We start from the raw sequence: 23,232 nt of genomic DNA, 5'->3' as shown, positions 1-23,232 counted from the left end.
GAATTCAGCAATGGAACAGCACAACAACCAAAGCCCGTTGAGACCCGGCGACCGCGCACCCAATGTGGTGCTTGACGCAATCACCCGTGGCGGCAAGATCGCCATCGACGACTTTCGTGGCCGCAAGCCCGTTCTGGTGGGACTGTTTCGCGGCCTGCACTGCCCGTTCTGCCGCCGCCAGATCGCGGCGATGGCGGAACTGGAGACGCCGCTGCACGACCAGGGCATCGACAGCCTGACGATCGTCAATACGCCGACCGAACGTGCCCGGCTTTATTTCCGCTATCATCCGATACCCAATCTGCTCGCAGCGTCCGATCCGGATCGGGTTTCGCACCGCGCCTTCGGCCTGCCCAATCTCGAATTCACCGAAGACGAAGACAAGTGGCCGTACAAGGTCGGCATGCCCACGATGATGAGCATGCGCATCGACCTGCCCGGCGAACTGCCCGAACCAATGGATCCAATGGCCGCGTCTGAATTTCTCGACAAGCTGGACGAATACGAAGAGACAGACGAAGACCGCCAGATGAAGGCCAACGGATATGGCCAGCTGACGGGCGAGTTCCTTCTCGACAAAGACGGCATCGTCCGCTGGTGCTTCACCGAAGTTCCCGGCGACGGGAGCCGGCTCTTCTCCAGCCCGAGCCGGCAGGAGCTGATGTCCGCCGCCGCGCAGCTTCCCGCATAAGGGAAGCCTCCACGGCACAATTTCGCGCGCCCGAGGGCGCGCGAAATATGGACGCTGTGTCCAAAACCCGGCCGCGGCTCCGGAACTACCGCGCCTTCAGCTCCAGCACCCGGTTCGCAGCCGAAACGATGGCTTCGAGAGAGGCGGCGACGATGTTGGTATTGATACCGACGCCGAACAGTTTTCCGCCGGGATATTCGACCTCGACATAGGCGATAGCGGCGGCATTCGAGCCGTGCTGCAGCGAATGTTCCGAGTAGTCGGCAACCGACATGTCGACGCCGAGATAGATCGACAGCGCGTTGATGAAGCCGTCGATCGGGCCTGTGCCCTTGCCTTCGATCCGCTTGGCTTCGCCATTGTCGGTGATTTCGGCGGCAACCACGCGCACGCCCTTGTGTTCACCGACCGGATAGGTGTGATGATCGACAAAACGGATGCGCGCATCCGGCTGATCGACATAACGCTCGATGAAGCGGGCGTGGATCGCCTTCGACGGCAGTTCCTTGCCGAATTCGTCGGTGATGCGCTGGATATCCTCGCGGAACTCCACCTGCAGGTTGCGCGGCAGGTTGATGCCGTAATCCTCCTGCAGGATATAGGCGATGCCACCCTTGCCCGACTGCGAGTTGATGCGGATGATCGCTTCGTAGGAGCGGCCCACGTCCTGCGGATCGATCGGCAGATAGGGCACTTCCCAGAGCGGCTTGTTGGCAACCTTGATCGCCTTCATGCCCTTGTTGATGGCGTCCTGGTGCGAGCCGGAAAACGCCGTATAGACCAGTTCGCCGACGTAAGGGTGGCGCTCGGGAATAACCATCTGGTTGGAATATTCGTAGACTTCCTTGATCCGCTCGATATCGGAGCAGTCCAGGCCAGGATCGATGCCCTGCGTGAACATGTTCAGCGCCAAAGTCACCACGTCGACATTGCCGGTACGTTCGCCGTTGCCAAACAGCGTGCCTTCGACACGGTCGGCGCCGGCCATCAGGCCGAGCTCGGTCGCAGCGATGCCCGTGCCGCGGTCATTGTGGGGATGCAGCGAGATGATCAGGTTTTCGCGATTGTCGAGATTGCGGCACATCCACTCGATCTGGTCGGCATAGACATTCGGCGTCGCCATTTCCACCGTCGAGGGCAGGTTCAGGATCAGCTTGTTGTCCGGCGTCGGCTGGATGATTTCGGACACCGCGTTGCAGATTTCCAGCGCCACCTCCAGCTCCGTGCCGGTAAAGCTTTCCGGCGAATACTCGAACCGGAAGCCGCCGCCGGCCTTGGCTGCCATGTCGGCAATCATCTTGGCCGCGTCGGTTGCGATCTGCTTGATGCCCTTGACGTCCTTGGCAAACACCACGCGGCGCTGCAATTCGCTGGTGGAATTATAGAAGTGCACGATCGGCTTATTGGCGCCCTTGAGCGATTCGAACGTGCGGGTAATCAGCTCGGGCCGGCACTGGACCAGCACCTGCAGGGAAACATCGGCTGGAACATTGCCCTCCTCGACGCACCAGCGGGCAAAGTCGAAATCGGTCTGCGACGCCGACGGAAAGCCGATCTCGATTTCCTTGAAGCCCATGTCCAGCAGCAGCTGGAACATGCGGGCCTTGCGGTCGTGGCCCATCGGGTCGACCAGCGACTGGTTGCCGTCACGCAGGTCGACCGAACACCAGATCGGTGCCTGAGTAATGGTCTTGCCCGGCCAGGTGCGGTCGGGAATATTGATCTGCGGATAGGGCTGATACTTGACCGCGGCCTCGGGCATGCCTTGCTTGACGGTATGGGACTTCATGATCATTGCGGCTTCTCTTCATCTGTGAGGCGCATAATCCGCATGCAATAACCGATCGACGGTCGCATTGCGACGGCAAAATGCTGGCTCTCGGGTTCTTTTCGTAACTGGAATTCAAAGGATGCAAGGAGCTGGGGCCGGTGGGCTTTCGGCCGCCGGGCGCTCCTTCAAAGAACCCGGCAACCGCGTGTAAGGCCGAGAAGAAGAAGCGAGGCGCGCGAACGATCCGCGATGGCAACGTGCCCGCGGGTAGCCTGTTCGACGATGATGGCGCCTGTGTTCGACATGCGGCTTGTATAGCCGCAGGCGACCGCAAGGGCAAGGGCGGTCCTCAGCAAATCAGCGAGATTGATAATGTAGCCACATGCAGCTACACTGTCTTGATGGTCCAGATCCCGATCCGAGAAGCCAAGAACAAGCTGACCGAACTCGCCCGCCGCGTCGAGGCCGGCGAAACGATCACGGTGACCCGCAACGGCAAGCCGGTGATGGAGCTTGTGCCGGCGAAAAAGAAGGGCGGGATCAATTGGGAGGGCCTTGCAGCCTTCAAGAAGAAACAGGGAATTACGAACTTTTTCGGAGAGATTCCAGCGGACTTCGATGATCCTTTGCCGGAGGATTTTCTGATCACACCGCTTCCGCCATTCCCAGTGAAATGACTATGCCGCTCTTGTTGGACACGCACATATTCATCGCATTGGTAGAAGGTCGGTTCGGCGATCTTCCAAAGGCTATCCGACAGGAAATGGAAGGGTCTGGGCAGGAACTTTATCTCAGCGTGGCCAGTCTTTGGGAAATCTCTATCAAATGGCGGATTGGCAAATTGCCCTTAAATGCGGCTCCGGAAAGCCTACCCGAAGCTGCGCGCAATGCTGATATTACGCTTCTGCACATCACCGAAGATCACGCCCTGGCGCATGTCGAACCCGAGCCGCCAACAAGGGATCCGTTTGACAGACTGCTTCTCGCTCAGTGCGCTGTGGAAGGCATGAGACTCGTGACAATAGACGCGGCCTTGGCAGATCACCCGCTGTCAGCAATGGCATAACCTCAACAAACCAAACCTGTACAGCGCCAGTCACCGCCTAACAAAAACCCCGCCGGGCGACCAGCGGGGTTTGAAAAGCTTCGACTATCTGAAAGCCTCAGATGTCGGCCTGCGACGTCACAATCCGTGACACGAGGCCGTAAGCCTTGGCTTCGTCGGCAGACAGCCAATAGTCGCGGTCCGTGTCCTTGGCGATCTTTTCGACCGGCTGGCCGGTGGCTTCGGAAAAGATCCTGTTCAGGCGCTCGTTCATCTTGATGATTTCGCGAGCCTGAATCTCGATGTCGGACGCCATGCCGCGCGTGCCGCCGGAGGGTTGATGCAGCAGGAAGCGCGTGTTCGGCAGGCAAATGCGCCGTTCCTTCGGAGCCGATACGTAGATCAGTGCGCCGGCGGAAGCGACCCAGCCGGTTCCGATCATCCAGACCTTCGGCTTGATGAACTTGATCATGTCATGGATCGAATCGCCGGATTCGACATGCCCACCCGGGGAGCTGACAAAGATGCGGATATCGTCGTCGCTGGCGGCGGCGAGCGCCACGAGCTGCGAGCAGACCTTTTGCGCCAGTTCCTGATTGATCGGGCCATAGATGAAAATCGAGCGCGACTTGAACAGGTTCGCCTCAGTCTCCTTGCCCAAAGGCAATTCCGTCTTCTTGTCGTCGTCGTCGTCTTCGTTCATGCGAACTCTCCCGCGAAATAAAATCAAATGTCCTGCCGCTGTCAGATAAGGCGACTCGACTGTGAAAACAATGCAACAAAAGCGGATGCCGATGAAAGCGCAATCAGCAACACCCTGCGGCTATGGTAAAGATGCCGCCTAAGGCAATTGCCGTATGGACAGAGGTATATTGCCAAATAAGATGCTGATGTCACGAATTCGCATCTGGCGGGGTGCCTCCCACATCCCCGCCCTTCAGTGGGGACAACAATGAAAAGACGCCTTCTTCTTACCGCCGCAGCCTTCGCCGCTTCGACCGCACCAGCCTTCGCCCATCTTGATCCCGCCGGGCACGGATCGCTTGTGGCGGGCTTCACCCATCCGCTGTCGGGAGTTGACCATATCCTCGTCATGATCGCCGTCGGCCTCTGGGCAGCCCAGACCGGCGGACGCGCGTTGTGGGCAGTCCCTGCAGCCTTCGTCGGCACCATGGTCTTCGGTTTTGTGCTGGCGATGGCCGGCGTCCACCTGCCCTTCGTCGAGCCGGCCATTCTCGCCTCCGTCGTCGCGCTTGGCCTTCTGGTTGCCATGTCCGTTCGCTTGGAAACCGCCGCCTGCGCCGCGGTCGTCGGCGTCTTCGCCCTGTTCCACGGCTATGCCCATGGCGGTGAGCTGGGTGCGGCCAGCGCCCTGCCCTTCAGCACCGGCTTCGTCGTTGCAACCGCTCTGCTGCATGCCGCCGGTATCGGTCTTGGGCTCGGTATCGGCCGCTTGTCGTCCGGCCGGACCATTTCGCGCCTTCTCGGCGGCATTACTGCGTTTGCCGGGCTGGCGCTGATCTTCAACTGATCGCCATTGCTTCAACGAAAAGCGGCGGGCTCAACACCCGCCGTTTTTTTTTCGTTTCAGCCGCGCCCGCGATAGGGCTGCACGCCCTGATCCGGCAGCCAGAGCCCCTCCGGCGGAGCGCCCGTCTGCCAGAAGACATCGATCGGAATGCCGCCGCGCGGATACCAGTAGGCGCCGATCCGCAGCCATTTCGGGGCCAGCAGCTCGACCAGCCGCTTGGCGATATCGAGTGTGCAATCCTCATGGAAGGCACCATGATTGCGGAACGAATGCAGATAGAGTTTCAGCGACTTGGATTCGACCAGCCAGCCATCCGGGACATAGTCGATGACGATATGGGCGAAATCCGGCTGGCCGGTCATCGGGCAAAGCGAGGTGAATTCCGGCGCCGTGAAGCGGACGACGAAATCAGTACCGGCATGGCTGGTCGGAACGCGTTCGAGCACCGCCTCCTCAGGGCTTTTGGGCGCCGCTACGTTCTGTCCGAGTTGCGACAGGCCGGAAACGTCTGTTGTTGTCATGATCTCAATCCTTCGATGACTTTGACGCGAATGCCGTGGGCCTTTTCGCCCTCGGGCTCGACGTGAATGGTAATTTTGGCCCCCGCATGAACGTCCCGGATGGCATCTTCAAGGCGGTCGCAAATGTTATGCGCCTCACGGACCGGCATGGCCGCCGGAACAACCATATGGAATTCGACGAAGATCGCCGCCCCTGCCTCGCGCGTCTTTAAGTCGTGCACACCGAGCGAACCGGTCGCGTTGGACGCAATCGCCTGCTTGATCGCCTCCTCCTCCTCGGCCGGAACGGCCTTGTCCATCAGCCCGGCGATCGAGCGCGCGATAACCTTCCAGCCCTGATAGAGAATGTTGCAGGCAACGACCACCGCAAGCAGCGGATCAAGGACCGCATAACCGGTGAGAATGGCGAGCACTAGCCCGACCAGGACGCCGATCGACGTGACGACATCGGAGAGGATATGATGACCGTCTGCGGTCAGCGCTGGCGAGCGTAAAGCCCGCCCGGCCCGGATCAGGGCATAGGCCCAGATCCCATTGATGACGCCCGCCGCAAGGTTGATCGCCAGACCGAGCGCCGGTGTTTCCGGCAAGCGCGGCGCCAGGATGGCCGGTATCGCCTCGGCGGCGATCAAAAGGGCCGCGACGACGATCAGCACGCCCTCGGTGACGGCTGAAAGATACTCGGCCTTGTAGTGGCCGAAGGGATGGCCGGCGTCGGCGGGTTTGGCGGCATAGCCGACGACGACGAAGGCGACGATGGCGGCAACGACGTTGACGATCGATTCCAGGCCGTCCGACAGCAGCGCGACCGAGCCCGTCACCCACCAGGCAAGCATCTTCAGCCCCAGCACGGCGATTGCCAGCGGAATACCCCAGAAGGCCAGGCGCTGCGCTTTGTTTTTCCGAATTTCAGTCGCCATCGCTGGTCCTCATTTTCCATAAAAGAACCGCCGCGCCATGTCGGGCGCGGCGGTTTTCAACCTGCGTCCGTTGTCGCTCAAGCAGCCTTGATCTTCGCCCGCTTGGCCAGATGCGCCACGACATTCTCGATCATCCGCATACCGGCATCGCCGCCCAGCGTCATGATCGATTCCGGGTGGAACTGCACGGCGGCGATCGGTTCCTTGGTATGCTCGATGCCCATGATCGTGCCGTCGTCGCTTTCGGCGGTAATCATAAAATCGCGCGGCAAGGTCGAGGGGTCGGCAAAGATCGAGTGATAGCGGCCGACCGTGACTTCCTTGCCGAGGCCGGAAAAGACGATGCCAGGCTCAAGCACGCGGATGCGCGAGGGCTTGCCATGCATCGGCACCGCAAGCTGGCGCAGATCGCCGCCATAGGCTTCGGCCAGCGCCTGCAGACCAAGACAGACGCCGAAGATCGGCAGATCATGGGCGCGCGCCTTCTTGATTGTCGCCTTGCAATCAAAATCCTTCGGCATGCCAGGACCGGGCGACAAGACCACCAGATCGGGTTTTACCCGGTCGAAAATCTCGTCGGCAACCGGCGAGCGCACGGTCGTGACCGTTGCGCCCGTCTGGCGGAAATAATTGGCCAGCGTGTGGACGAAACTGTCCTCGTGATCGACCAGCAGGATGTTGACGCCGGTACCGACCGGAGCGACATCGCGGCCGGCGCCGCTTCTGTTGGCGGATTTTGCGTCGCGGATCGCTGCGATCATGGCGGATGCCTTCAGTTCGGTTTCGGCTTCTTCTTCTTCCGGGTTGCTGTCGTTGAGCAGCGTCGCGCCGGCCCGCACTTCGGCAATGCCGTCCTTGATGCGGATGGTGCGCAGCGTCAGACCCGTGTTCATGTCGCCGTTGAAGCCGACCATGCCGATGGCACCACCATACCAGAGCCGGGCGCTCTTTTCATGGCTTTCGATGAAGCGCATCGCCCACAGCTTCGGTGCACCGGTGACGGTAACGGCCCAGGCATGCGACAGGAAACCGTCAAAGGCGTCCATGTCGTCGCGGAGGCGCCCCTCGATATGATCGACCGTGTGGATCAGCCGTGAATACATCTCTATCTGACGGCGGCCGATGACCTTGACCGAACCGGGCACGCAGACCCTGGACTTGTCGTTGCGGTCGACATCCGAGCACATGGTGAGTTCGGATTCGTCCTTCTTGGAGTTCAACAGCTTGAGGATCTGTTCGCTATCGGCGATCGGATCGTCGCCGCGCTTGATCGTGCCGGAAATCGGGCAGGTCTCGATACGGCGGCCGGAGACGCGCACGAACATTTCAGGCGAGGCGCCGACCAGATATTCCTGATTGCCGAGATTGATGAAGAAGGAGTAAGGCGACGGATTGATCGCCTTCAGCCGGTTTGAAATCTCCGATGGCTTGCTTTCGCAGCGCTCGAAGAATTTTTGGCCCGGAACGACTTCGAACAGATCGCCGCGGCGGAAACTTTCCTTCGCCTTGGTGACGAGTTCGGCATATTCGCCGGGGCGATGGTCGCCATGCGGCGGGATGCTGTCGACGGTACGGAAGGGTTCCGGGGCGATGTCGCCCGCCTTGCCTTCCGTCGTTTCGCCATCCTTGGCGAAATCATAGCGGTCGATCCAGGCCTTGGCGGCATAGTGGTCGACGACGAGGATTTCGTCAGGCAGGAACAGCACCATGTCGCGCTGGTCATCGGGACGCTTCAGCTTGAGTTCGATCGCATCGAACTGAAAGGCCAGATCATAGCCGAAGGCGCCGTAGAGGCCGAGATTGGCATCTTCCTGTGAATAGAAGAGATTGGTGACGGCGCGCAGCACGGTGAAGACGGTCGGCATCTTCGAGCGTTCTTCTTCGGTGAACACCCGGTCGGGCATGTTGATGGTGAGATCAAGACGGCGCGTCGTTGCGGCACCAAGCGTGATATCGGCAACACCGGCAAGGTGCGCCGCAACCATCGCCAAGAGCGTTTCGCCGCGCTCGTTATAGGCTTCGATCCACAGCGCGCGGCCAAAGGAGGAGATGGCAAGCGGCGGGTCGATGATCGCCGTATCCCAGCGCGTATAACGGCCCGGATATTCGTAGTTGGAGGAGAAGACGGCACCCCGGCGTTCGTCGAGCCTGTCGACATAGCTGGAGATCGCTTCGCCATAAGGGGCCTCACGCCGCCGGCGGGTGACGGAAATGCCGCCCTTGGTGGTATAGGCTTCCGCACCGTCTGCAAGAATTGTCGTCGCCATTTGTCGCTCCGTTCAGGCCCATCATTCCTGCGGCCCGAATACAAAAAGCCGCCTCGAAACATCCGGGCGGCTTATCGTCTCAATCACGCATGACTGGTCAAGGCCGCTTTAGCGAGCCCACCACCAGATTGCAATGTTGCGTGCCTGTGTCATGGCGGAATTGTTAGCGTGAGACAGAGGATTGTGCAAGCGGGCGCCGGCGGAAAAATGGAGGCACGATTTCCGCCGCACGCTTCAGCACGTTATGCGGGCAGCCGTGACGACATATGCGCCTGCACGCCTTTCGGATCGGCCGCGAATGCCGTTGCGACAGTGCGGGTCAGTTCACCGGGGAACACCTCCTCGACGCCGGTCTCGACGGCATCGAGCGTTTCGCTGACGACATCGAGCGGCTGCAGGCGCGGTTCCGGCAGGCTGCGGCCCATGTCGGTATCAACCTGCACCGGCATCGTAACGATAACCTGCGTGCCCTGGCTCAGCAATTCCGCCCGGATGGAGCGGCTGGCTGCCAGGCCCGCAGCCTTCGACGCTGAATAGGTTCCGGCCGAAGGCAGCGTTACCAGCGACAGGAAGGACAGGACGTTGACGATGCTGCTCTGAGAAACCTTGGCAAGGACCGGCGCGAACGCCTTCGACAACGACAGGACGCCAAAATAGTTCACGTCCATTTCCTGCCGGGCAATCGAAATGTCCGGTGCGGAGATAACCCCCTGCCCGCCGGCAAAACCGGCATTGTTGATCAAAAGCGTGACGTCGGTTGCCACTCTGGCGGCGTCAGCGACATCGGCAGCGTTGGTCACGTCAAGCTTGAGCGGCACAAGGCGAACGGGATCAAGCGCGACGAGATCGGCAAGCGAAGCCGGATCGCGGGCACCGAGATAGACTTTCCTTGCACCACGGCGCAGCAGCTCGGCTGCGAATTCGCGGCCGATACCGCGATTGGCGCCGGTCACGAGAGCAACGGCATTTTCGATTTTCTGGGACATGACGTTTTTCCTTTCTGAAGTGCATACGCACTATTACGGTTGATAAAAAAGCCGGAACAGTCCGGCTCCTTCCTGATCAGGCGGCCATGCCGGATGGGATGGCGAGAAGCATCTGGCGCAGGCCGTCGGCGCGCTCGGCTCCAACAAGCGCTACATATTCCGCCTGCGCGGCGTGCCAGCATTCAGCGCCTTCCGACAGCTTCTGCTGCCCCTTGGCCGACAGCGCCAAAAGCAGCTTGCGCGATCCCTTGCCTTCCGGCTCGCTGACCACGTAACCGTCGCGCTCCATCGGCTTCAAGGCGCGCACAAGAGTGGTACGATCCATGACCATCGCCTCGGCGATGTCAGCCATGCCGGCCTTTCCCGCTTCGGCGATATAGACCAGCAATGAAAACTGCGCCGCCGTGATCCCTGCCCGCGCATAGTGCCGTTCGTAAAGCTGCGACACGAAGCGCGCAGCCTGGCGAATGGCGAAACAGTTGCAGGCGGTGATGGACGATTGCGCTTTCATGAAGCCTAAATATATGTGCATATGCACTTTGTCAATCGAAAAGAAAGCGGCCCTTCGAGCCGCCTTCTGAATTCGGAGATCAGAACGTTGCTTTCGCCGTCACCAGGAACGTCCGTCCACGGCCGGTATCCACCGTGATGCTCGGCGATGTGCTGAGCGCCGGCGTGTATTCCTTGTCAAAGACGTTGAGCACGCTGGCAGTCAGCTCGAAGCCGTTCTCGAACTTGTAGTTGGTGAAGATATCGACCAGTTCGTAGCCTTCCTGGTAGGGAGACTGGCCCGGCGCGACATTGATTTCGCCGATATAGCTTTCGCTGACGGCATAGAGCCGCCCGCCGATCGTCAGGCGATGATCTTCGAGGAAGCGGGCACCGAGTGTTGCCGTGAAGATGTCATCCGGCAGATAGCTCTGCGCACCAAAGCCATTCACCTGCGAAGGCAGATCGGATTCCGTATGCGTGTAGGAAACGTTTGCGAAAACGAAACCGGCATCATAGGCGCCTTCCAGTTCGATACCCTGCACCTTCGTGGTCCCGGGAACATTGGCGAAATGGGTGCCGCCGATGAAGTTTGCCGTGATGTAGTTGTCGACATCATTGTTGAAGTAGTCGGCCCTCAAACGGAAGCTGTCACCGGCTGTCAGCAGGTCATCGACCTTGATATTGGCGCCGACTTCCCAGCCCTTGGAGATTTCCGGCTCAAGGAACGGATTGGGGAAGAAGAACTGTGGCGCGCCGCCGCCCGGATGCGTTCCGCCGACGAACGTCTCGTTGACGGTCGGGCTGCGTGACGTTTCTGCGTATTTCACATAGGGCTGCAGCCAATCCACGGGGTTGAGCGCAAAGGTCACGCTGGGATTGATCCGGCCATCGGAGCTATCGACGGAATAGGGACCAGCCGGCATGCCAAGCGGGTTGCCGGCGGAAACCTGGCCATTTCCCTTAAGGTCGAAGCGATCGTAGCGCAGCCCTAGGGTCAGGTCGGCGATCCCATAGGTCAGCTTCGTCGCGTTGAAGACACTCGTCGTCGCGCTCTTGCCACTGCCGTTGACACCGGAACTGGGAGCCAGCCGGCTGTTCACCACATCATAATCGTCGGAGAAATACTCAACCCCGTAGTTCGAGGTGACGGCGACCGCACCGAGATCGAAGTTGGATGTGTTGGAGACATCAAACCCAAAACCCTTGTCGTCGATGACACGGCCCGAAGCCGAACCGCCGCCGGGGATGACCGGGCTTTTGTCATATTTCATCTTGATGTCGTTATAATAAACGTTGGCGCGGAAATCGATCAGATCGTTGCCCGGCGTATAAGCATAATTGGCGCTATAGGTCTGCGCCGTAACCGACTGATCGTAGGAATTAGCAATGAAATCATTGTTGTAGAGAATACCGCTGAGCTTCAGCGAATGCTCGTCGTTCGGCGTGATCTCGGTCTTGAAGATGCCGGAGACCAGATCGGATTCGGTATAGGGAACAACCTCGCCATTGCCGTTCTTGTAGTTGCCGGGGTCTTTCTTGCTGATGCCGCCGAGGAAGGCAATGCTGTCATTGACCCGATACGCGCCAAGTGCCGCTTCCGACCAGCCGGATCGATTGTTACCGAAGGACGCCGTGGCAAAGCCGCCATAGGTCTTGCCGTCGGTCAAAAGGTCTTCGATGTTGTAGGTCCGCAGATTGGCAGCGCCAGCCAGCGCTCCTGCCCCGCCGACGCCGGACACCGCGCCCCGCGAAATGTCGATGCCGGCAAGAAATGCCGGATCGATATAGGCAAAGCCCTGGGCCTCATGACCTGTGAACCGGAAATTCTGGCGCACACCGTCAATCATCATGTTGACGCGGCCGGATCCCTCAAGGCCACGAATGTTGACGGCGAGCCCCGGATTCTGCGGGTTGTCCCGGGTGAATGTCCCCGGCGTCGCGCGCAGGGCATCGTCGATATTCCTGTTGCCGAACTGCTCGATTTCGTCTGCCGTAATGGTGCTGGTGGCAGCCGGCGTCGCGTAGGGATCGCGACCCGTCTTGCCGCTGGTCGCGGTGATGGTCTGCAGATAGGTCGTCGCACCGGCCGCTGCGGTTTCATCGGCTTTCTTCTTCAGCGCGGCCAACTCCTCTGGAGTTTGCGCGAAGACATGGCCTGCTGGAGAAAGCGTCAAAAACGCCGCGCATGCCAAAAGAGCCGCGCAGTGGTGCCGGGTAATCATGGATCAATCCTTTTGCGAGTTCACCGGGCTGGCTGCTGAGGCACTTTGCTCAAGGGGCTGGCTGGGCATGGGCGACGAAACGTCGGTCGGCAGCGGGGAAATGCTGTCTGTTCCCATCGGCTATAAAACATGAGCGTAACTGTCAACAAATAAATATCACACTTTTGCAAAACCACCGCCGTCCGTCCAACACCGTGCCGAAATCGCCACGATCCCGCAGCTGCGATGCAACGATCCTCGCGCCGATGCGTTGTGCATCGTGATCCTGCCGTCCCGGCAGAAACGGAGCCTATTCATGCTTTCTCGAATCATCTGTCTGCTCATGACCACGATCCTCCTGTCCAGCGCCAGCCTCCCCGAAAAGGGCCCGATTCCGGAAGCGAAACCGGCAACGGCCAAAGCCCAAAAACCACTGGAAGAACCCTCATCCGCGAAGGTCGAGAAACAGGGAACTGCGATGGAGGACGCCAGGCCTTCCGTGGAAACGCCGCAGGCAAAGTCAGAGCCTGTGTTGACGATCAAGCCGGAAGACATGAATGAATACGCAGCCTGTCTCTCCGCGTTGAAAAGCATGGGCGCGACTTTTCGCGAGGAAAAGCGGATCGACGATGGTAAGGGTTGCGGCGTCGATAAACCACTGACGCTTCAGACTGTCCTCCCTGGGATCACGCTGAAACCTCAAGGCAAGATGCGCTGCGAAACGGCGCTGGAACTGGCCCGCTGGACCAAGGATGCTGTCCTGCCGGCGGCCAGGGCAGCGCTCGAAGACGAAGGGCCGCTCACCGCGATCAATCAGGCATCGAGCTATATCTGCCGTTTGCGCAACAATGCGCAGACCGGAAAAATCTCCGAGCATGCCCGCGGCAACGCCATCGACATTGCCTCCTTCACCTTCATGAGCGGAAAATCGATCGAGATCCAGCCGCGCGACGAGGATCCGACATTGGCCGGTGCATTCCAGCGTGCGGTGACCGCGACCGGCTGCCTCTATTTCGAAACCGTGCTCGATCCCGGCAGCGACGAAGCCCACGAAAACCATCTGCATTTCGACGTGATCGAGCGCAAGGGCGGATACCGCCACTGCCGGTAGCGCGGCGCTAAACCTGGCTGGACAATTTGCGGCATAAGCAGCCCTGCATCTTGCCCAAGGCAGAACTACGCCCCATCTGCTCAGGATATCCGGACCACCCACGGCTCACGTTCAAAGGATTTTCCATGTCCGTTTCCATGTTCAAATTGTCGGTTCCCGTCTTCATCCGCGGGCTCAACGTTCTTGCCGGCCTCCTCGACAAGGCCGAGTCTCACGCGGCACAGAAAAAGATGCCGCTGGAAGACCTGTTCAACGCCCGCCTCGCGCCGGACATGCTGCCGCTTTCCGGCCAGATCCAGCGGGTCAGCGATACTTCGAAAAACACCATTGGCCGGTTGACCGGTGTCGCGGCACCGAGTTTCCCTGATGAGGAAAAGACGTTTGCCGAACTGCGCGAACGCATCGCCAAGACGATCACCTATCTGGAGACCGTCAAACCGTCCGATCTTGAGGGCAGCGAGGTGAGAGAGATCACGGTGACCTTCGGCAAGCTGAGTTTTACCTTTGCCGGAGATGACTACATGCTGAAATTCGCTTTGCCGAATTTCTTCTTCCATGTCACCACGGCGCACGACATCCTGCGCAACCAGGGCGTGGCTGTCGGCAAGATCGATTTTCTCGGTCCCTACGTGTGAGCAGGGAGAGGCTGGAGGATCGTCGCACTCGCCGCGATCCTCCGGATGGATCCTAGAAAAGTCCCTCGATAAACCCCTCCTCATTGAGGTAAATCTTCTCCGAAGACGGTACCCGTGGCAGACCCGGCATGGTCATGATCTCGCCGGTGATGACGACGATGAAGCCGGCACCGGCCGATAGCCGCACCTCACGGATCGGGACCGTGTGGCCGGTCGGCGCGCCACGCAGGTTCGGGTCGGTCGAAAACGAATATTGCGTCTTGGCCATGCAGATCGGCAGATGGCCGTAGCCCTGCTTTTCCCATGTATGCAGCTGATCGCGAACGGTCTTGTCCGCGATCACCTCACCGGCATGGTAGATGTCCTTGGCGATGGTTTCGATCTTGTGGAACAGCGACATGTCGTCGGGGTATAGGGGCGAAAACTGCGAGCGCCCGTTTTCGGCCAGCGCCACCACCTTGCGGGCAAGAGCCTCGATACCGGCGGAGCCATCCGCCCAATGCTTGCACAGGATCGCCTCGGCGCCGAGCGTGGCGACGTAGTCCTTGATCGCCTGGATCTCGGCTTCGGTGTCCAGCGTGAAATGATTGATCGCCACCACCACCGGCACGCCGAACTTCTTGACGTTCTGGATGTGCCGGCCGAGATTGGCGCACCCCTTCTTCACGGCTTCGACATTCTCCTGACCGAGATCTTCCTTCTTCACACCGCCGTTCATCTTCATGGCGCGGGCCGTTGCGACAATCACCGCGGCATCCGGCTTCAGGCCCGCTTTACGGCATTTGATGTCGAAGAATTTTTCGGCCCCGAGGTCAGCACCGAATCCGGCTTCGGTAACGACATAGTCGGCAAGCTTCAGCGCCGTCGTCGTCGCGATGACGGAATTGCAGCCATGGGCGATGTTGGCGAACGGGCCGCCATGGACGAAGGCCGGGTTGTTTTCCAGTGTCTGCACGAGGTTCGGCTGCATAGCATCCTTGAGCAGCACAGCCATCGCGCCATCCGCCTTGATGTCGCGGGCAAAGACCGGCGTCTTGTCTCGCCGGTAGGCGATGATGATGTCGCCGAGGCGCTTTTCCAGGTCCTTGAGATCCGTGGAGAGGCAAAGGATGGCCATCACCTCCGAGGCGACGGTAATGTCGAAACCGGTTTCGCGCGGGTAACCGTTGGCGACGCCGCCGAGCGAGCCAACAATGTGGCGCAGCGCGCGGTCGTTCATGTCCATCACGCGACGCCAGGCAATGCGACGGACATCGATGTTCTGCTCGTTGCCCCAGTAGATGTGGTTGTCGATCAGCGCCGACAGAAGGTTATGGGCGGAAGTGATGGCATGGAAATCGCCGGTGAAGTGGAGGTTGATATCCTCCATCGGCACCACCTGAGCATAACCGCCGCCGGCGGCTCCCCCCTTGACGCCAAAACAGGGGCCGAGCGAGGCCTCGCGGATACAGACCACGGCCTTCTTGCCGATACGATTGAGTCCGTCGCCAAGGCCGACCGTCGTGGTCGTCTTGCCCTCGCCGGCCGGCGTCGGATTGATCGCCGTCACCAGGATCAGCCGGCCATTCGCCCTGCCCTTTTGCTGGGCGATGAAATCGGCGCCGATCTTTGCCTTGTCATGGCCGTAGGGAAGCAGATGTTCGGGTGGAATTCCAAGCTTGGCGCCGATTTCGAGGATCGGCTTTTTTGTCGCTGCGCGGGCAATTTCGATATCGGACTTCACGTCGGCCATATGGTGTCTCTCCCCTTCCACCGTTTTTGGTCTGAGGGCATATGAGCGTGAACCGAAGGCGTTGACTACAGTCTAATTTGCCGCCGGATAGGCCAAAAACGACAATTTGCATATTCTGAGCGACAGGATCTTTGCCGCGGATGCCGTGCTGGCTACGGCTTGGGCGAACCGACGGGTCCGGGGATCGTCTGGGCAAACATCGTCGCTCGGCAATTGCCGGCCGGAACCTTTCCTTTGCAGACCGCAGAGGCAACCAGCATGTCGGCCGTTCCGGACCGGGTGATGAGCTTCAGCTGCAACAGTTGGTATTCGGGGAGTTGCCGCATTTCGGTGGCGGGAGTGCTCAGCATCGCATCGAGAGTGGCGGTGCGGATACCCATCTCGCCGAAATAGCCAATCAGCTTCTTTCGCATGGCCTTGCTGAGTTTTGTCGTGGTGCGGGTTTTGGTTGGGCCGCGGCTTGCGACGGTCCGGTCGAGAATCTTCTTTTTGCCATCCACGATCTGATAGCGTGTCTTGTACGTGACTTTGGCCTCGCGATAGACCGTCGTTACCTGATGGACACCGACATAGGACCATTGGCTGGCAAGGCGTTCAATACCGCCCGCCAGCATGAGCGGACAGGCCGAAACGCAGAACGACCCGCCCGAATAGGCATTGCCGGAATAGACGCCCTGGTTCTGGGGCGGCAGCTTGCAGTCAGCGTCGCGCGGTCCGCATCCCCTGAAGCGGCTGGCAGATACCGCCGTATCCAACCCGCGCGCCCGGATCATCCGCCCCATGGCGATGGCCGCATCGACGTCGCCGCCTGGCGAATTGATCAGAACGGGAAGGCGCCGGTTGCCCACCTGCTTCAAAATCCGCTTCAGTGCCGAAGGCGAACTGCCAACGATCTTGCCTTCGGCGAATATCCATTCGGGACAATTGGGCTCGCAGGCGAGTGCTGCGTTGCGCACGATGGAAAAGACCATGGCCTCAGTGTCTGGCGGGGCGGCACCGGCCATCACCGGATTTGCAAAGACAGAGAGGGAAATCAGCGCAAATACCCATCCACGCATCGCCCGCAATATCCCGAACAAGACCGCCAGCCGCCGATCCAAGTGCTACCTCGCCAGAATGTCGCGCATTTCGACCAGATTGGAGCGCACGCGCAGCACATAGAAGCCGAGCGTTGCGAGATGCGTCGGCATGATCCAGCCATCTTCCTGCCCGTTGGAGATGATGAGCGGCTGGATGCGCAGAGCTGCACGCATCTGCTTGATGCTTTCATTCCAGATCGGCGCCAGGCCGCGCTGGTTGATGATGCCGTCAAAGTCGGCGCCCGCAGCCGTCAGCACGCCGTAATAGCCGTAGAGCTGGCCATAGGCGAACCAGAACCGGTCGTCCGCCCGCGTATCGAACCAACCGCCGTTGAAATTCTCCGAACGCTCCCGCAGCATCGCAGATGTGCTGCCGATCGAGCTTGAAACGCGGTCCATGAATTCCAGGAAATTGTCGGCGCGGGCGTCGAAGGTTGCCGCACATGTCGCAAGTTGATCGTTGAAAGCGCGCAGATCCACCATGCCGGCACGATATTGCGTCGGCGTCGGCGTCAGAAAGCCAAAGGGCGACAGGCCGAAATACCAGTTGGTTTCCTCGTACTGCATCTTGCTGCGCACGCTCTGCAGCAGCGGATTGATACCGGACGTCCCACGCATGCGCACCAGCGAATCGACAAGCTCAACCGTTGTCCGGCGCACCGCTTCGTTGACGCCGCGCTGGAACGACGCCTTGTTGTCGAGCCATGGCGTGCGATCCCAATCCATCCCGAACAAGCCGGCCTTGTAGAGGACCATCGACGAGATCCAGGCGTTCTGGTTGACATTGTAGTCGATCAGATCGGCGGTGACATCGACGATGGCCGAACGCTCGCAGGCATTGGCCGGTGCCGTCTGGCCGGCCGCAACCTTGATCGGCAGGCCGGCGTCGTTCTTGCGCTCGGCAAGATTGTAGCGGTTGGGATAGTCCGGATCGAAATTGGTCCAAACCTGCGTCTGCCAGATGAAATAGCCGTAGAGTGCGATGAGGGCGACAAGAGCAATCCCGATTGGCCCCTTGATGATCCAGGCGCGTCCCCTGTACCAATTTGCGATGGTAAGGAACGGGAAGAGTATCCAGGCAACCACGAGGCCGAGGCCCCGGCCGATCGCTGCAAACACACGCTGGAAAAACGCGACGATCGGATCAAGCATTGGTGTTATCCTCTTTCAGCCCATAAAGGCGTTTTCGAAACGCGACCTTGTCCTTGAGATATGTGCCGGTCAGCGTTGCCACAACATATTCCCTGAACTTTTCGCTGTAATGTTCATAGGCCGCATAAAACCCCTGCTTGTCAAAGACGAAGCGGGAGACGAAATCGCTTGGGCAGAGCTGCGAAATCAGCCGGTTGGTGAGCCATTGATCGGGATGTTCGGGTGCCGCGCGAACCAGCAGAAAGCGGTTTGCCGGGGCAACGTCCTGCATCCTGATGGTGCCTGACGCCGAAACCGTGCGGATCATCGTCTGCAGGAACGGATAGGTGCCATCCGAGGCGACCAGCGCGGAATTGCGATGCATCCAGGTCTGCAGCCAGATGGCGTCGATCGCGCTCAAATCCGTGGTCGGGTCCGCCTGATTGACAAGTCCGCGCAGGACCATGTCGGCACGGTGCTGATAGAGCCCGGATTCCTGCACCCAGGACGCCTGCGGCAATTGCAGCCGGTTGGTCGAAGCGAGGAACTCGTAGATGCGCTGATGATCCGAGAGGCTGATATAGCTCACCTGCCACGGCCGCGAGCGGCGGAACCCCGGCACGGACGGATCGCAGATGACCGTCGTCGTCTTCTCATCCAGAAAGACATAGACGCCGCCGAAATGATTGGCCCAGAAGGCGTCGTGGCGAAACACCAGCTGATCGGGAACCAGAGCATTCTCGCGGATATCGCCGGTGAGCTTGGCAAGCTCGACCATGCGGTTGAGCATCGCATCGTCGGCCCAGGCTGTCGGAACCGTCTTCAACCGGTCGACAAGGGAGCGCAACTCGGCTGCCTTGCCGAGCATGTCTTCGGCAGACAGCACGCGAAAGCGAACCTCGTTGATCGACAGAAGGTCGTCGATGTCGTCGACGACAGAGACGGAATCCTCGATCTCGCCGTAAAGCGCATCCTTGATCGTCACCGCATTGATCGCACGCCTGTTAGCGCCGAAAAACTCGTGCATCAGCGCTGCGGTATTGGAAAAGCTGGTATGGACGACCGGAAGCTCCTCCTGATCGGGCGTCATGATGACGAAGCGGCGGTTGACGCGGTTCGGGTCGAGGTAATCGCGGTCGCCGAGTTCGTCGGCAATTTCAGGCGAAAAGCCGGTCATGTCGATCTGGAAGGACGGCAGCGCCGTCGGCCGCAGGCCAAAACCCTGGAGCGCCTTGTTATAACGCGCGATCAGGTGCGGCTCGGAGATTTCGAGCAGGCGCCCATAGATCAGTTCAGCTTCGAGGAGGCGTTTCATGCGGTTCGATTGGACCTTAGCGAGGTTTCGTTATCGGTAGATATCGCGGCGATGCCCGATTTCGATGACCAGAACAACCAGGCGACTGTCTTGGATTTTGCAAAGAATTCGAAAATCTCCGACCCTGTAGCGCCAGAGATCTCCAAGTTTTGAAGCTTGCAAAGCCTGACCAAGTTGCCGGGGATTTTCGAGCGCCGTGACCCGGTGATAGAGAAACCCTGCGATCCGTTTCGCATCGGACTTGCTGATCTTTCGCAAGGCTTGGTCCGCGGCGTCGGTGATATCAATCGTCCAGGCCAAGCTCTTCCATCACTTCTTTGAGCGGCCTCGTGCCGATTTCACCTCTTTGAAGCCGCTCCAAAACCCCTTCGGCCAGATATATATCTTCAAGGTCCTCGAGATGCTCCTCGATTGCCTGACGGATGTAGAACGTTGCCGTTCGCCCGGTGCGAGCGGCAAGCGCCTGCAATCGTTCATAAGTCTCGTCAGGAAGTCGGATTGCTGTCTGCTTGGCCATGGCAATTTTCCATGTGGGATACGTGTATACCTTATAGCAGGGCTACGGCTTCGTTGCCACAACAGGCACGAAGTCGCTGAATTTTCCTTACCCCTGCCACCGCCCATCCGCCTTCATCGCCTCGATCTCCCGAACCGCCTTTTCCCGCTGGCGTTCTCGGCGGATGATGTCGGTGACCGCGGCATCGTCGGATTTGTCGGTATAGCGGAATTCGCTGTCGGCGTAGCGGTTGATCTCCTGCATGACCATCTCAAGCGTGATTGGCCCACGCAGGGTTTCGATCATCGCTTTCTTTTCGTCATAGGTCTTGTGCATGAAGACGTCCGGCGTCGCGAACCAGTCGTCGGGCAGGTCCACGTCCATCGCCCGCATCTTGATCGCATCGGTGATGTTCTTGATGGCCCGGCCGGTAAAGCGCGGTTCGGCCTCCTTGATCATGTGCAGATAGGAGCCGACATCGGCCAGCGTTTCGATCTTGCCCTCTTCCTTCTCGTGGCGTTCCCACACCGCCAGCAGCCCCTCTTCCTTCGGCCGCGCATGCTCAGCGTAGGATTGCGAAACGGCCTTTTTGATTTCCTGGCCGGCAAACAGCTGGTGTTCTCCAAGCGGGATCTTGTGGTTCTTGCCAACCAGCATGGCGAAGATGTCGATATAATCGCCTTCCGACTGTGGCCCATCGACCAGCCAGCGGGCGCCGGCGCGCTGGCGCAGCGCGTCATCGACGTTTTCGGGATAGTTGGAGAACATGCCGAAGGTGCAATTGCCGCGGATCACCGTCGAAGCACCGGCAAAGCTCTCCATCAGCACCGCCGTCACCTCGTGCTGGCCGGCCGACGCGCGGTCGTCCGAGCGCTTGGCCGCGACCTGATCGACATCATCGATGGTGCCGAAGCCGATTGCCTTGGGGTTGACGACGTTGTTGACGAAGGCCTTGCAGTTTTGTCCTGATTTCCCCTGATACGAGGAGATTTGGTCGACGCCGAAATTCTCGTAGTGGAAGGCGTAGCCTGCAATCTGACAGTAATCGTTGAGCAGACCGGCCAGCATCTGGATCAGAATGGTCTTGCCGGTGCCAGGCATACCATCGCCAATGAAGGTGAAGAGAAAGCCGCCCAACTCGACGAACGGGTTCATCTGCCGTTCGAAATCATAGGCCATCAGCATTTTGGCCAGTTTTAGCGCCTGATACTTGGCAATGTGGTTGCCGATGATCTCTTCGGGCTTCTTGAAGGTCATGACCAGCGGCTTGCGCTTCTGTCCGGGCGCGACATCGAACCCATCAAGCGTAAAATCGTCCTGATCCAGCCGGATATGCACGTTCTCAAAGCTGGCAAGCCCGGTGAACCGGGCCTTGCGGCCGATCAATCCTTCAATGGCAAGCCGTGCAAAGGCCCGCGCCCGGCTGGTCAGGGCCGCATCATCGGGAGCCCCGGAGATCGTCCTGTCGAGTGCCGAGATCATGCCCTTCAGCGCATCCTGCGGCGTATCGAACAGGAAGTCAGGCTCCGTTCCATCCTCGACCGGTTCGCCTTCCCCGGCGAGCGTCGCGCCAAGATAGGCCGCGAAGGTGAAGGCTGCGATATAGGCCGACGCCGATAGCAAAGCCTTGAACTGCGTGGCGTCCTCGCCGGAAAGCGGCGCAGTTGCGTTGCGTGATTGCAGGCCTTCAAGATTGGTCTGGCGGGCAAAGACGTCAGCAACGGCAAGCGCCACCTGGACGCCCCGCCGGGAACGGTAGAGCAGAGCGTGCTGGCCAGGAGACATCAGCGGATCGGCACCGCGGACCGACTGGATGGTCTTCGCCAACTCCACTTCACGCGTGCGCCGCTGTCCACCGGTCGAAACCGTGGAGACGAAGCGGCGCCCGGTACCGGCCAGCGCCGTTCCCGCCGACGGATCGTCGGCTTCAAGGATGATCAGCCGGGTGACAAGCCCTTGAGCCACCGCCTGATGCTTGGCGATGTCGTCCTCGTGCAATGTCGTCAAGCCCGCGTTCAGTGACATTGTCTACACCTCGCTGATGACCTGGTTTCCGGAAATCACGTGCACCTTGTAGTCGCCGAAGATCGCCGCCGCATCGCCGGCCGCATAGAGCGCCTGATAGGCGTCGTGCGGCACCAGCGCATGCTTCTCGTAGGAGCTCACGCCCATGCGCGTCGCCTCGAGATTGTCGGTATCGATATGGAATTCTTCCGATGCCGGCGTCGATGAGAAGAAACCGCGCTGGGCGGGCCGCTCCGCCTTGGAGAAAACCTCCTGCACCGTCCAGGTCAGAAGCCAGGCGTTTTCCGTCTTGCGGACCTTGGAGAGGATCTCGTTGATCTTGGCATTGTTCTCGGTAATGCCGGCCGAATAGAACGGCCCCAGCACGACGCGGCGCAGCTGCTTGGGATGCAGTTCCTCGAAATCCTTGTCGAGATTGGTGGCGATCGTCACCGGCGTCAGCGAATAGGCGCTATTCTTCAAGGCAAAATCGTCGAAGCGGCTGGCAAGGTCCGGATTGAGCAACCCGCCGATCGGTAGCGGAATATCCGTATCGGGATTGAGCTTGCCGTCCGCAGTCACCAAAAGGTCGATGATCTTTTCCGACGAATCCTCGATGGTCGCCATATAGACCATCGGCAGCGTGCTTGCGCCGTCAAAGGCGCCCCAGCAGACGACGTAATAGGGCCGCATGGTCTTCGGGTTGACGCCGACGCGGATCGTCTCGGGCATGATGAAGGGCGAAAAGATATCACCCTTGCCGATCTGCTCGAGATAGAGCCGCTCAGCCATGCGTGACTGCAACTCGGCCGGAAACGCCTTCTGCCGCAGAATGAAATCCGCCATTTCCTGACGCAGAGCGTCTGCGACCGGAATTTCCGACAGCCGCTTTTCAGCCGATTGACGGTCGTTTTCCAGCTCCAGCACATTCTGGAACACCGGAAAGCCGCTTTCGGCCCGCGAGATGCGGAACTGCTCGATAAAGCCGATGCGGTTTTCCCAGCAGGAGAACGATGATTTCAGCCGCGACAGGTACGGAACGATGACCTCGCCCACAACCGTATCCCGGTAGAGCGGCGAGTTGCGGTCACTGAGAAAAATTTCAAGCCCGCCCAGCGCCGCCCGGATCGAGGCGAAATACTGACCAACGGCACCTTCGGATGCGGCGTTCATGACGGGCTTCCCAACAGCAATGCTGTGTATGCATAAGGCCCCTCATCCGGCCTGTCGGCCACCTTCTCCCCGTAAACGGGGCGAAGGGACAAGCTGCAGCCTCCGTCGTCCCCTCGCCCCGCTTGCGGGGT

Annotated in this window: 22 protein-coding genes; 6 read left to right on the top strand and 16 right to left on the bottom strand. The window is 59.8% G+C overall.

Features of this window, described 5'->3' with window-relative positions:
• Nucleotides 1-10: 10 nt before the first annotated feature.
• Complete coding sequence (locus tag AC1D17_RS01795; RefSeq protein WP_477563708.1) at nucleotides 11-691, top strand: peroxiredoxin-like family protein; 681 nt, start codon at nucleotides 11-13, stop codon at nucleotides 689-691.
• A gap of 85 nt (nucleotides 692-776) precedes the next feature.
• Here AC1D17_RS01795 and leuA read toward each other — a convergent pair whose 3' ends face one another.
• Entirely contained in the window at nucleotides 777-2,486 is a 1,710-nt protein-coding gene (gene leuA / locus AC1D17_RS01790; RefSeq protein WP_477563707.1) for a 2-isopropylmalate synthase, read from the bottom strand.
• Between the two features lie 377 nt (nucleotides 2,487-2,863).
• On the opposite strand from leuA, the gene AC1D17_RS01785 reads away from it, so the two are divergent.
• Together AC1D17_RS01785 and AC1D17_RS01780 are read left to right on the top strand one after the other, a co-directional pair.
• Nucleotides 2,864-3,139 (top strand): type II toxin-antitoxin system Phd/YefM family antitoxin, encoded by a 276-nt coding sequence (locus tag AC1D17_RS01785; protein WP_477563858.1) that lies wholly within the window; start codon nucleotides 2,864-2,866, stop codon nucleotides 3,137-3,139.
• Between the two features lie 2 nt (nucleotides 3,140-3,141).
• Nucleotides 3,142-3,528: a type II toxin-antitoxin system VapC family toxin gene (locus AC1D17_RS01780; RefSeq protein ID WP_477563706.1), complete on the top strand. Its 387-nt coding sequence runs from the start codon at nucleotides 3,142-3,144 to the stop codon at nucleotides 3,526-3,528.
• Nucleotides 3,529-3,625: 97 nt separating this feature from the next.
• On the opposite strand, the gene AC1D17_RS01775 is transcribed toward AC1D17_RS01780, so the two are convergent.
• Nucleotides 3,626-4,210, bottom strand: coding sequence for an ATP-dependent Clp protease proteolytic subunit (locus AC1D17_RS01775; protein WP_477563705.1), 585 nt, complete (start codon nucleotides 4,208-4,210; stop codon nucleotides 3,626-3,628).
• Between the two features lie 249 nt (nucleotides 4,211-4,459).
• Between AC1D17_RS01775 and AC1D17_RS01770 the strand changes: the two genes are divergently transcribed.
• Complete coding sequence (locus AC1D17_RS01770; RefSeq protein WP_477563704.1) at nucleotides 4,460-5,038, top strand: HupE/UreJ family protein; 579 nt, start codon at nucleotides 4,460-4,462, stop codon at nucleotides 5,036-5,038.
• A 56-nt stretch (nucleotides 5,039-5,094) separates the two neighbouring features.
• On the opposite strand, the gene queF is transcribed toward AC1D17_RS01770, so the two are convergent.
• The 6 genes from queF to AC1D17_RS01740 form a co-directional block, all read right to left on the bottom strand.
• A complete protein-coding gene (gene queF, locus AC1D17_RS01765; protein WP_477563703.1) occupies nucleotides 5,095-5,559 on the bottom strand; it encodes a preQ(1) synthase in 465 nt (154 codons plus the stop codon).
• Complete coding sequence (locus AC1D17_RS01760) at nucleotides 5,556-6,479, bottom strand: cation diffusion facilitator family transporter (protein WP_477563702.1); 924 nt, start codon at nucleotides 6,477-6,479, stop codon at nucleotides 5,556-5,558. The genes queF and AC1D17_RS01760 overlap by 4 nt, the downstream gene beginning before the upstream one ends.
• Before the next feature lie 77 nt (nucleotides 6,480-6,556).
• Nucleotides 6,557-8,746, bottom strand: coding sequence for an anthranilate synthase (locus AC1D17_RS01755; protein ID WP_477563701.1), 2,190 nt, complete (start codon nucleotides 8,744-8,746; stop codon nucleotides 6,557-6,559).
• A gap of 242 nt (nucleotides 8,747-8,988) precedes the next feature.
• Entirely contained in the window at nucleotides 8,989-9,732 is a 744-nt protein-coding gene (locus AC1D17_RS01750; protein ID WP_477563700.1) for an SDR family NAD(P)-dependent oxidoreductase, read from the bottom strand.
• 76 nt (nucleotides 9,733-9,808) lie between these two features.
• Nucleotides 9,809-10,264 (bottom strand): MarR family winged helix-turn-helix transcriptional regulator, encoded by a 456-nt coding sequence (locus AC1D17_RS01745; protein WP_477563699.1) that lies wholly within the window; start codon nucleotides 10,262-10,264, stop codon nucleotides 9,809-9,811.
• 58 nt (nucleotides 10,265-10,322) lie between these two features.
• On the bottom strand, nucleotides 10,323-12,446 hold the full coding sequence (locus tag AC1D17_RS01740; protein ID WP_477563698.1) for a TonB-dependent receptor domain-containing protein: 2,124 nt from the start codon (nucleotides 12,444-12,446) through the stop codon (nucleotides 10,323-10,325).
• 295 nt (nucleotides 12,447-12,741) lie between these two features.
• Between AC1D17_RS01740 and AC1D17_RS01735 the strand changes: the two genes are divergently transcribed.
• Complete coding sequence (locus tag AC1D17_RS01735; RefSeq protein WP_477563697.1) at nucleotides 12,742-13,536, top strand: extensin-like domain-containing protein; 795 nt, start codon at nucleotides 12,742-12,744, stop codon at nucleotides 13,534-13,536.
• 125 nt (nucleotides 13,537-13,661) lie between these two features.
• Complete coding sequence (locus AC1D17_RS01730; RefSeq protein ID WP_477563696.1) at nucleotides 13,662-14,171, top strand: DUF1993 domain-containing protein; 510 nt, start codon at nucleotides 13,662-13,664, stop codon at nucleotides 14,169-14,171.
• 52 nt (nucleotides 14,172-14,223) lie between these two features.
• Here the strand turns inward: AC1D17_RS01730 and AC1D17_RS01725 are convergent, their stop codons facing one another.
• The 8 genes from AC1D17_RS01725 to AC1D17_RS01690 form a co-directional block, all read right to left on the bottom strand.
• Nucleotides 14,224-15,903 carry a formate--tetrahydrofolate ligase gene (locus AC1D17_RS01725; RefSeq protein ID WP_477563695.1) on the bottom strand — a complete coding sequence of 560 codons (1,680 nt, stop codon included), beginning with the start codon at nucleotides 15,901-15,903 and terminating at the stop codon, nucleotides 14,224-14,226.
• Nucleotides 15,904-16,055: 152 nt separating this feature from the next.
• Complete coding sequence (locus tag AC1D17_RS01720) at nucleotides 16,056-16,961, bottom strand: COG3904 family protein (protein WP_477563694.1); 906 nt, start codon at nucleotides 16,959-16,961, stop codon at nucleotides 16,056-16,058.
• 45 nt (nucleotides 16,962-17,006) lie between these two features.
• Nucleotides 17,007-18,134 carry a DUF2333 family protein gene (locus tag AC1D17_RS01715; RefSeq protein ID WP_477563693.1) on the bottom strand — a complete coding sequence of 376 codons (1,128 nt, stop codon included), beginning with the start codon at nucleotides 18,132-18,134 and terminating at the stop codon, nucleotides 17,007-17,009.
• Nucleotides 18,127-19,428 carry a DUF6638 family protein gene (locus tag AC1D17_RS01710; RefSeq protein WP_477563692.1) on the bottom strand — a complete coding sequence of 434 codons (1,302 nt, stop codon included), beginning with the start codon at nucleotides 19,426-19,428 and terminating at the stop codon, nucleotides 18,127-18,129. The genes AC1D17_RS01715 and AC1D17_RS01710 overlap by 8 nt, the downstream gene beginning before the upstream one ends.
• Nucleotides 19,429-19,458: 30 nt before the next feature.
• Nucleotides 19,459-19,728, bottom strand: a complete 270-nt coding sequence (locus AC1D17_RS01705; protein ID WP_477563691.1) for a type II toxin-antitoxin system RelE family toxin — start codon at nucleotides 19,726-19,728, stop codon at nucleotides 19,459-19,461.
• On the bottom strand, nucleotides 19,712-19,945 hold the full coding sequence (relB, locus tag AC1D17_RS01700) for a type II toxin-antitoxin system RelB family antitoxin (RefSeq protein WP_477563690.1): 234 nt from the start codon (nucleotides 19,943-19,945) through the stop codon (nucleotides 19,712-19,714). Before relB ends, AC1D17_RS01705 begins: the two co-directional genes overlap by 17 nt.
• 87 nt (nucleotides 19,946-20,032) lie before the next feature.
• Nucleotides 20,033-21,949, bottom strand: coding sequence for an AAA family ATPase (locus AC1D17_RS01695; RefSeq protein ID WP_477563689.1), 1,917 nt, complete (start codon nucleotides 21,947-21,949; stop codon nucleotides 20,033-20,035).
• Between the two features lie 3 nt (nucleotides 21,950-21,952).
• A complete protein-coding gene (locus AC1D17_RS01690; protein ID WP_477563688.1) occupies nucleotides 21,953-23,101 on the bottom strand; it encodes a hypothetical protein in 1,149 nt (382 codons plus the stop codon).
• Nucleotides 23,102-23,232 lie beyond the last annotated feature (131 nt).

It is taken from the genome of Pararhizobium sp. P1_E7, assembly GCF_056405855.1.
The sequence above is the reverse complement of the archived record's forward strand: the minus strand, read 5'-3'. Positions and strand labels throughout refer to the sequence as shown.

Excerpts from the sequence above, each read along its gene's own strand:
- AC1D17_RS01780 (WP_477563706.1), top strand. The coding sequence starts at position 3,142 with ATGCCGCTCTTGTTGGACACGCACATATTCATCGCATTGGTAGAAGGT.
- AC1D17_RS01715 (WP_477563693.1), bottom strand. The coding sequence starts at position 18,134 with ATGCTTGATCCGATCGTCGCGTTTTTCCAGCGTGTGTTTGCAGCGATC.
- AC1D17_RS01690 (WP_477563688.1), bottom strand. The coding sequence starts at position 23,101 with ATGAACGCCGCATCCGAAGGTGCCGTTGGTCAGTATTTCGCCTCGATC.
- relB (WP_477563690.1), bottom strand. The coding sequence starts at position 19,945 with ATGGCCAAGCAGACAGCAATCCGACTTCCTGACGAGACTTATGAACGA.
- AC1D17_RS01785 (WP_477563858.1), top strand. The coding sequence starts at position 2,864 with ATGGTCCAGATCCCGATCCGAGAAGCCAAGAACAAGCTGACCGAACTC.
- AC1D17_RS01740 (WP_477563698.1), bottom strand. The coding sequence starts at position 12,446 with ATGATTACCCGGCACCACTGCGCGGCTCTTTTGGCATGCGCGGCGTTT.
- AC1D17_RS01720 (WP_477563694.1), bottom strand. The coding sequence starts at position 16,961 with ATGCGTGGATGGGTATTTGCGCTGATTTCCCTCTCTGTCTTTGCAAAT.
- AC1D17_RS01745 (WP_477563699.1), bottom strand. The coding sequence starts at position 10,264 with ATGCACATATATTTAGGCTTCATGAAAGCGCAATCGTCCATCACCGCC.
- AC1D17_RS01795 (WP_477563708.1), top strand. The coding sequence starts at position 11 with ATGGAACAGCACAACAACCAAAGCCCGTTGAGACCCGGCGACCGCGCA.
- AC1D17_RS01775 (WP_477563705.1), bottom strand. The coding sequence starts at position 4,210 with ATGAACGAAGACGACGACGACGACAAGAAGACGGAATTGCCTTTGGGC.
- AC1D17_RS01770 (WP_477563704.1), top strand. The coding sequence starts at position 4,460 with ATGAAAAGACGCCTTCTTCTTACCGCCGCAGCCTTCGCCGCTTCGACC.
- AC1D17_RS01725 (WP_477563695.1), bottom strand. The coding sequence starts at position 15,903 with ATGGCCGACGTGAAGTCCGATATCGAAATTGCCCGCGCAGCGACAAAA.
- leuA (WP_477563707.1), bottom strand. The coding sequence starts at position 2,486 with ATGATCATGAAGTCCCATACCGTCAAGCAAGGCATGCCCGAGGCCGCG.
- AC1D17_RS01755 (WP_477563701.1), bottom strand. The coding sequence starts at position 8,746 with ATGGCGACGACAATTCTTGCAGACGGTGCGGAAGCCTATACCACCAAG.
- queF (WP_477563703.1), bottom strand. The coding sequence starts at position 5,559 with ATGACAACAACAGACGTTTCCGGCCTGTCGCAACTCGGACAGAACGTA.
- AC1D17_RS01695 (WP_477563689.1), bottom strand. The coding sequence starts at position 21,949 with ATGTCACTGAACGCGGGCTTGACGACATTGCACGAGGACGACATCGCC.
- AC1D17_RS01760 (WP_477563702.1), bottom strand. The coding sequence starts at position 6,479 with ATGGCGACTGAAATTCGGAAAAACAAAGCGCAGCGCCTGGCCTTCTGG.
- AC1D17_RS01730 (WP_477563696.1), top strand. The coding sequence starts at position 13,662 with ATGTCCGTTTCCATGTTCAAATTGTCGGTTCCCGTCTTCATCCGCGGG.
- AC1D17_RS01750 (WP_477563700.1), bottom strand. The coding sequence starts at position 9,732 with ATGTCCCAGAAAATCGAAAATGCCGTTGCTCTCGTGACCGGCGCCAAT.
- AC1D17_RS01710 (WP_477563692.1), bottom strand. The coding sequence starts at position 19,428 with ATGAAACGCCTCCTCGAAGCTGAACTGATCTATGGGCGCCTGCTCGAA.
- AC1D17_RS01735 (WP_477563697.1), top strand. The coding sequence starts at position 12,742 with ATGCTTTCTCGAATCATCTGTCTGCTCATGACCACGATCCTCCTGTCC.